This is a genomic window from Rhizobium sp. BK049 (assembly GCF_014193135.1).
GTDB lineage: Bacteria > Pseudomonadota > Alphaproteobacteria > Rhizobiales > Rhizobiaceae > Rhizobium.
The window spans coordinates 125244-132531 of the sequence record NZ_JACHYV010000018.1; the positions used below are offsets into that span (position 1 = coordinate 125244).

Below are 7288 nucleotides of genomic sequence, written 5' to 3' on the forward strand. Positions count from 1 at the left end.
GCCTCAGTGCCGGAAATGGCGCATGCCGGTGAAGACCATCGCCACGCCGTGTTCGTTGGCGGCGTCGATGACCTCCTGGTCTCGCATCGAACCGCCCGGCTGGATAACGGCTGTCGCCCCTGCGGCGATCATCGACAGAAGACCATCGGCAAATGGCAGGAAGGCTTCGGAAGCAACCGCCGAGCCGTGCGTCATCGGCGCCGAGAGACCGAGCGCCTTGGCGGCCTCATCGGCCTTCAGCGCGGCAATGCGGGCGGAATCTACCCGGCTCATCTGGCCGGCCCCGATTCCGGCCGTCTGGCCGTTCTTGGCATAGACGACGGCGTTCGATTTGACATGCTTGCCGACCTTGAAGGCGAACTTCATATCATCAAGCTCCTGCGCCGTCGGCGCGCGCTTGGTGACGACCTTGAGTTCCAGATCCTCGACCATGCCGTTGTCGCGGCTCTGGACGAGCAGACCGCCGGAAACGGTCTTCGCCGTCAGGCCCGGGGCGCGCGGATCGGGCAGGCCACCGGCCGATAGCAGCCGCAGGTTCGGCTTGCGAGCGACGATCGCCTTCGCCTCCTCGGTGACATCAGGGGCGATGATGACCTCCGTGAAGAGCTTGACGATTTCCTCGGCCGTTTCGGCGTCCAATATCCGGTTGAGCGCGATAATGCCGCCGAAGGCGGAAACGGAATCGCAGGCGAGCGCCCGCTGATAGGCTTCGACCAGGCTCGCACCGGTGGCGACGCCGCAGGGATTGGCATGTTTGATGATCGCGCAGGCGGGCGCTTTTTCCGGGAGGAACTCGGCGACGAGTTCATAGGCGGCATCGGTGTCGTTGATATTGTTATAGGAGAGCTGCTTGCCCTGTAGAAGGACAGCCGTCGAAACACCCGGCCGCTTCTCGCCCGTGACGTAGAAGGCAGCCTTCTGGTGCGGATTTTCGCCGTAACGCATTTCTTCCTTCAGCACGCCACCGATGACGCGGTGGCGCGGCGTGTCGATCGCCAGCGCCTCGGCGAACCAGTTGGAAATCATGGCATCATAGGCCGAGGTACGGGCATAGGCCTTTGCGGCCATGCGCTGGCGGAAGGCATAGGCGGTCTTGCCGTCATCCGCCGAAAGCTGCTCCTTGAACTCGGCATAATCATCTGGATCGGTGAGGATAGTTACATAGGCATGGTTCTTGGCCGATGCACGGATCATCGCCGGACCGCCGATGTCAATATTTTCGACGGTCGTCGGATAATCACCGCCGGACGCGCGCACCTCTTCGAAAGGATAGAGGTTGATGACGGCAAGATCGATGCCCTCGATGCCGTGCTTCTTCATCGCTTCCTGATGCTCGCTATCGTCGCGAATCGCCAGCAGGCCACCATGCACGGTCGGATGCAGCGTCTTGACGCGCCCATCCATGATCTCGGGAAAGCCGGTGACCTCGGAGACATCGGTGACATCAAGACCGGCGGCGGCGATAGCCTTGTAGGTGCCGCCGGTCGACAGCAGACGCACGCCTCGTTCGGACAATGCCCGGGCGAGCTCGACGATACCGGTCTTGTCGAAGACGGAGAGGAGCGCGGTCTTGATTTCGACCTTGTCCGGGGCGGGGATCTTCTTGGAAATGACGGCCATGAACCTTCTCCGTTCGGGCTTCGGGAGATATCCGCTAGAGCATGAGGCCGAAAAGTATGCGCGGCTTTCGGACGAGCTGCCTTAGGGACGTTTCTTGTTGGGCGCCGCGTTAGCACAGCTTTGCCGCCACGCAAACAGCGCTGATGCTCTGCCTTTCGATTTAATCCAGGATTTGAATTTTGGCCAGCCGGCCGGCCCGTCTAGACTAAGCTTTACGGGATAGGAACCAGCGGATCTCCGTCTTCTCGGCCAGATCGAAATCGATCTCGATCTGGTCAGAGCCGCAGATGCCGGAGCTGTCGGCGAAGAAGTTGTCCTCGGAAATCAGCACTTCGTTGCCGGGCGCGGTAAATAGCCAGCTCTCGCCATCCGGCGCCGTCAGCAGCACGGATTCTCTATCGCTCTGTTGCAGAACGATGGACGGATGAACATGAAAACGGGCGACGGCCTTCAGGGGCTCGTCACTTTCATATCCTTCACGCCGTATGAGCCGGTCGTGGCCAGTCACTATCGAACCTGCGGCATTGAGCGTCAGCTCGCGCTCATGCAGCACGCCGAATATCCTGAGATAACCGTCATGGCTGAGCTTGATGCTGTCGCGCCCATCCTCCGTTTCCAGACGTTCGACCGTCACGGTTTTCACCGGCTCGGTGATCGCGTGATCGAGGAAAGGCGAGTGTGAAAAACGGCTGGATGAGGTGTCGTTGAGGATGACCGTCGAATGGGCCGCGGTCGTGCGCGCCATCTGCACGTAGCGGTGCCCGGCAAATTTCGGCGAGCCGGAATTGACGATGAAGCGATGGCGGCCGGACGACATTTCGAAGGAGAGGCTGCCGGCATGCGCGGTGCGCAATGCGCCGCCCGAGGGCGGCGTGCCGGTATCGGCGATGATGACGGTCTTGCCACCGGAAAGCCGCTGGTAGCGCGACTGCGGTAAAGCCTTGAACGGCTGGCCGGCGGTCTCGTCATATCTGAGCACCGACATCAGCTCATTGGCGAGCGTCGAGGTTGCGCCGTTGAAAAGCGCCAGATCCCCATCCTGATGCCGGAAGAACCGCAAAGCCGGATACATACGGTCGATGCCTGAGATCAGCTTCTGCGGCAGATCATGGCCGAGATTGACGTAAGTCTGCCGCAGGGGCAGCAGGTCGAGCAGCAGTTCCAGGCCGATGCGCGGGTTGCGCGAGATGTGGCCGCCATCCGGCAGAATCTGGCTATCGAATTGACGGTCGAGCGCCTGCGCCGCTCTCCGAAGCGTGGATGCGCGAGCCGGCATGGCGACGGAGGCCATGGCGAGCGCGATGCGCAGCCGGAACAGCTCCAGGCCTCCGAGCGTATAGGGTGCCATACGATGCAGGAACCTGACCTGGAAAGCCAGCGACTTCATGAACCGGCGATAAAAGCCACGATCGGCGTTCTGCAGCACAACAGGCGAATGCGACAGCCAGGCGATGACGCGTTGGGCGGTGACGTCGGTCTCCCAGGCAATTCCTTCCATACGGCCGGCATGGATGGAAAGCCAGCTGTCGATGATGGCGCGGGCAGCCGCCGCGCTGCGCTCCGTCTTGTGCGCCCGCATGTGCCGCAGCCAGCCGAAGCTGTGCAGGCGGGTCGCAAACGGCCGCGAGGGCAGGGTGAAGGTGAAGGGCGATTTGCCGTTCGTTTCCAGCATGCGCCCGGCCAGAAGGAAACGTCCGTTGAGAATTTCGTCGGCCACATGCGAATCGATGCCGCGAAGATCGGTCGGGGCGACGATCAGGCGCTCGGGTGGTTTGATCGAATGGCGAATGAGCTTCAGGCGCAGCAACGCGACGCGGCGCAAGGCGCGCCGCCAAGCTTCCCGAACATACATGCTCGCAAAACGCCGACCGGACTGCATATTCTATTGTCTATTGACCCTCGTGGTTAAGAATAGGTGAAAAGCAGCCGATTTCATCGTCCACAATGAATTAATTCGTGACAACGTTCGAATATGCGAAAATTAGTGCATGTCATTCGAAAACATTCCGGCGGTTTCGCAAAGAATGACGGACGCGCTGCGAGGATGTAGTGACGGGATTCGGACGACGTGTGTGGGTTTCAGTCAGGTCGTTCGCCGCAGCAACGCCGCGTAAAAGCCGTCGAGCCCGGAGGCGATGCCCTCCGGCATTTTCAGCATGGTCGGAAGCGTGCGGAATTCGCCGAGCGGCGTGATCGCCGCTTCGAGACCGGGCCAGTCGCCCGCGCTGATCGGCACGCGCTCGATCGCCTGCGTATCGGCAAGAATGCGGGCGACGACCTCCTCGCCTTCGGCGGGATCGAGCGAGCAGTTCGAAAATACCAGCGTGCCGCCGGGCTTCAGCAAGGTCAGCGCATGACGCAGCAGCCGCTCCTGCAGCGCCGCCAGCCTCGCGATATCATCCGGCCCCTTGGTCCACAGCACGTCGGGGTGCCGGCGCGTCGTGCCGGTGGAAGAGCAGGGGGCGTCGAGCAGGATCGCATCGAAGCCCTCCGTCGGCTTGAATGTCGTCAGGTCTGTCGCAACCGTTTCTGCCTTCAGGCCAAGCCGGTCGAGATTCGACCGCAGCCGTTTTAGCCGGCTTTCCGACTGATCGAGTGCAGTCACCGCACCGCCGGCAAGGATAAGCTGCGCTGTCTTGCCGCCGGGCGCAGCACAAAGATCGGCGACACGTTTGCCCGAGAGATCGCCGAAAAGCCTGGCCGGGATGCTTGCCGCCGAATCCTGCACCCACCACGCACCGTCGTCGAAGCCCTCGAGTGAAGGAATTCCGCCGTCGAAGGCAGCAAGCCGCACGCCGCCCGTCGGCAGGGCAACGCCGTTCAGCCTTTTCGCCCAGGCTTCGGCGTCGGATTTGACGGTCAAATCGATCGCCGCAGGCTCGAGCTGCGATTGCGAGATCGCCAGCGCCGCGTCGCGGCCATAGGCCTTTTCCAGTCGTGTGAGGAACCAGCCCGGCATCGGCGGCACCTTGGCGATCTCCTCCAGCACCTCGTCCTTTTCACGGCCGAGCCGGCGCAACACCGCGTTGACCAGCTTCGCAAAGCGGCGATTACGCGGATCCTGGTTGGCCTGCTCGACGGCAAGATCGACGGCCGAATGATCCGGCACGTCGAGATAGAGGATCTGAGCAGCCGCGATTGCCAGAACATGGTGCAAGGCGCGCGCGCCCTCCGGTAGCGGCGATTCCAGCAGCGAGGCAATTGCAGCGTCGATGCGCGGCAGATGGCGCAGCGTCGTATTCAGAATGGCGCGGACAAGGGCGCGATCGCTCTCGCCAAGCGCCTTATAGGCCGGATTGCCATGTTCATGGTCGAGAGCGCCATCGAGCGGCAGCTTGCGGTCGACGACGGCAGCCAAGATTTTTGCTGCCGTCGCCCGGGCCTGCAGGCCCGGCTTGGTTGGCGCCGATCGGTCAGCGAAAGGTTTCTGTTTGTGGAATGGCTTTTTCGTGCCGTCTGAATTCAAGACCACGGACCTTTTGGCGGTTGCGAACCACCGCGACCCGTATTCGGAACAGAGCGCGATTTGCGCGACGGATTAGCAGCACGCACCGGTCCCGTCGAGACATTCATGCCGCTTTGCGCCATCTCCTGCAGCGCGGCAATACGGTTTTCCGTGTTCGGGTGGGTGGAAAACAGATTGTCCATGCGTTCGCCGGAGAGCGGATTGATGATGAACATATGGGCCGTCGCCGGATTGCGCTCGGCATCCTCATTCGGCACGTGGACCGCGCCGCGGGCGATCTTTCCAAGTGCGGAAGCGAGCCAGAGCGGATTGCCGCAGATTTCGGCGCCGCGGCGATCGGCCGAATATTCGCGCGTGCGGCTGATCGCCATCTGCACCAGCATGGCGGCGAGCGGTGCGACGATCATGGCGACGAGGACGCCGATGAAACCGAGCGGATTATTGTTGTTGTCGCGGTTGCCGCCGAAGAAGAAGGCGAAGTTGCCGAGCATCGAGATCGCGCCGGCAAGCGTTGCCGTGATCGTCATGGTCAGCGTGTCGCGGTTCTGGATATGGGCGAGCTCATGCGCCATCACGCCTGCGACCTCCTCGGGAGACAAGGCAGCAAGCAGGCCGGTCGAGGCGGCGACGGCGGCATTTTCCGGATTGCGGCCGGTGGCGAAGGCATTCGGTTGCGGGCTGTCGTAGAGATAGACCTTCGGCATTGGCAGGCCGGCATTACGGGCGAGATCGCGCACGATCGCAAAGAATTCCGGTGCGTTCCGTTCATCGATCTCCTGCGCGCGATAAGCCGCAAGCACCATGCGGTCGGAGTTCCAATAGGAGAAAAAATTCATGCCGGCGGCAATGAGAAAGGCGATCATCATGCCGCCCCGACCGCCGATCAGAAAGCCGACAAACATGAAAAGCGCCGTCATGAAGGCAAGCAACATGGCAGTGCGAACGAGGTTCATTCCGAATCTCCAACTCCGATTTCGGCGTCGCAAGCTTTCAATCCCGGCGACCGCGCATTATGATTTGGTTATCCACCCGCCATTTTCAATATTTCCGGCAGGAGAAGGCCATGCAGGAAGCCGATAACGACAATAGCCAAACGCCAACGGCCGAGGGATCGGAGCCGCCGCGCAAGGTGCTGTCCCCGGCGGCCCAACGTGCGCTTGCCGAGGCTGAAGAACGACGGAAGCACCGGAAGCCGCTGGAGCTGCCACCTGAGATCGGCGGCCGCGGCGGCGCCGAGCCTGCGCGCTTCGGCGATTACGAGATCAACGGCCGGGCGATCGATTTTTAAGATCGGGCCTGAATCCCGGCCTCGTGCAGGCCGTCCAAATTCGCCAGCCAAGTAAAGTGAGCCGCCCCGGGGCTCGGATGGAGCGGCTCTTTATATCAGGCGGTCGCCTTGTTCTGCCGGTTGGCGATCAGATCGTCGACGACGGCGGGATCGGCAAGCGTCGAAGTGTCGCCGAGGGCACCGAAATCGTCCTCGGCGATCTTGCGCAGGATGCGGCGCATGATCTTGCCGGAGCGGGTCTTCGGCAGGCCGGGCGCGAACTGGATCTTGTCGGGCGCGGCGATCGGGCCGATTTCGGCGCGCACATGTTTCACCAGTTCCTGGCGAAGCGTGTCCGAACCATCGTGACCGGCCATCAGCGTCACATAGCAATAGATGCCCTGGCCCTTGATCGCATGGGGATAGCCGACGACCGCCGCTTCCGAAACCAGATTGTGCGAGACGAGGGCAGACTCAACCTCCGCCGTTCCGAGCCGGTGGCCGGAGACGTTGAGCACGTCATCGACGCGGCCGGTGATCCAATAATAGCCGTCCGCATCGCGCCGGCAGCCGTCACCGGTGAAGTACTTGCCCTTGTAGGTGGAGAAATATGTCTGGATGAAGCGGTCATGGTCGCCATAGACCGTGCGCATCTGGCCCGGCCAGCTGTCGGCGATGCAGAGATTGCCGTCGGCGGGGCCTTCCAGCACCTTGCCTTCATTGTCGACCAGCTCAGGCTTGACGCCGAAGAACGGCATCGTCGCCGAGCCGGGCTTCAGGTCGGTGGCGCCCGGCAGCGGCGTGATCATGTGGCCGCCGGTTTCCGTCTGCCACCAGGTGTCGATGACCGGGCAGCGCTTGTCGCCGACGACATTGTAATACCATTCCCAGGCTTCCGGATTGATCGGTTCGCCGACCGTGCCGAGCAGGCGCAG

Annotated in this window: 6 protein-coding genes; 1 reads left to right on the forward strand and 5 read right to left on the reverse strand. The window is 62.2% G+C overall.

Annotation, left to right across the window (positions count from 1 at the left end):
- Positions 1-3: 3 nt before the first annotated feature.
- From purH to htpX, 4 genes are all read right to left on the reverse strand, one after another.
- Complete coding sequence (gene purH / locus FHT70_RS19385; RefSeq protein ID WP_183704094.1) at positions 4-1620, reverse strand: bifunctional phosphoribosylaminoimidazolecarboxamide formyltransferase/IMP cyclohydrolase; 1617 nt, start codon at positions 1618-1620, stop codon at positions 4-6.
- Positions 1621-1825: 205 nt separating this feature from the next.
- The gene (locus FHT70_RS19390; protein WP_183704099.1) at positions 1826-3499 is read right to left on the reverse strand and encodes a heparinase II/III family protein; all 1674 of its coding nucleotides are present in this window, start codon (positions 3497-3499) and stop codon (positions 1826-1828) included.
- A 204-nt stretch (positions 3500-3703) separates the two neighbouring features.
- Positions 3704-5092 carry an RsmB/NOP family class I SAM-dependent RNA methyltransferase gene (locus FHT70_RS19395; protein WP_183704102.1) on the reverse strand — a complete coding sequence of 463 codons (1389 nt, stop codon included), beginning with the start codon at positions 5090-5092 and terminating at the stop codon, positions 3704-3706.
- Positions 5083-6039, reverse strand: coding sequence for a zinc metalloprotease HtpX (htpX, locus tag FHT70_RS19400; RefSeq protein ID WP_183704105.1), 957 nt, complete (start codon positions 6037-6039; stop codon positions 5083-5085). The genes FHT70_RS19395 and htpX overlap by 10 nt, the downstream gene beginning before the upstream one ends.
- 110 nt (positions 6040-6149) lie before the next feature.
- On the opposite strand from htpX, the gene FHT70_RS19405 reads away from it, so the two are divergent.
- Positions 6150-6374, forward strand: coding sequence for a DUF1674 domain-containing protein (locus FHT70_RS19405; RefSeq protein ID WP_183704108.1), 225 nt, complete (start codon positions 6150-6152; stop codon positions 6372-6374).
- A gap of 95 nt (positions 6375-6469) precedes the next feature.
- On the opposite strand, the gene FHT70_RS19410 is transcribed toward FHT70_RS19405, so the two are convergent.
- Positions 6470-7288, reverse strand: an 819-nt coding sequence (locus FHT70_RS19410; RefSeq protein ID WP_183704109.1) for an AMP-binding protein, incomplete at its 5' end; no start/stop codon positions are given.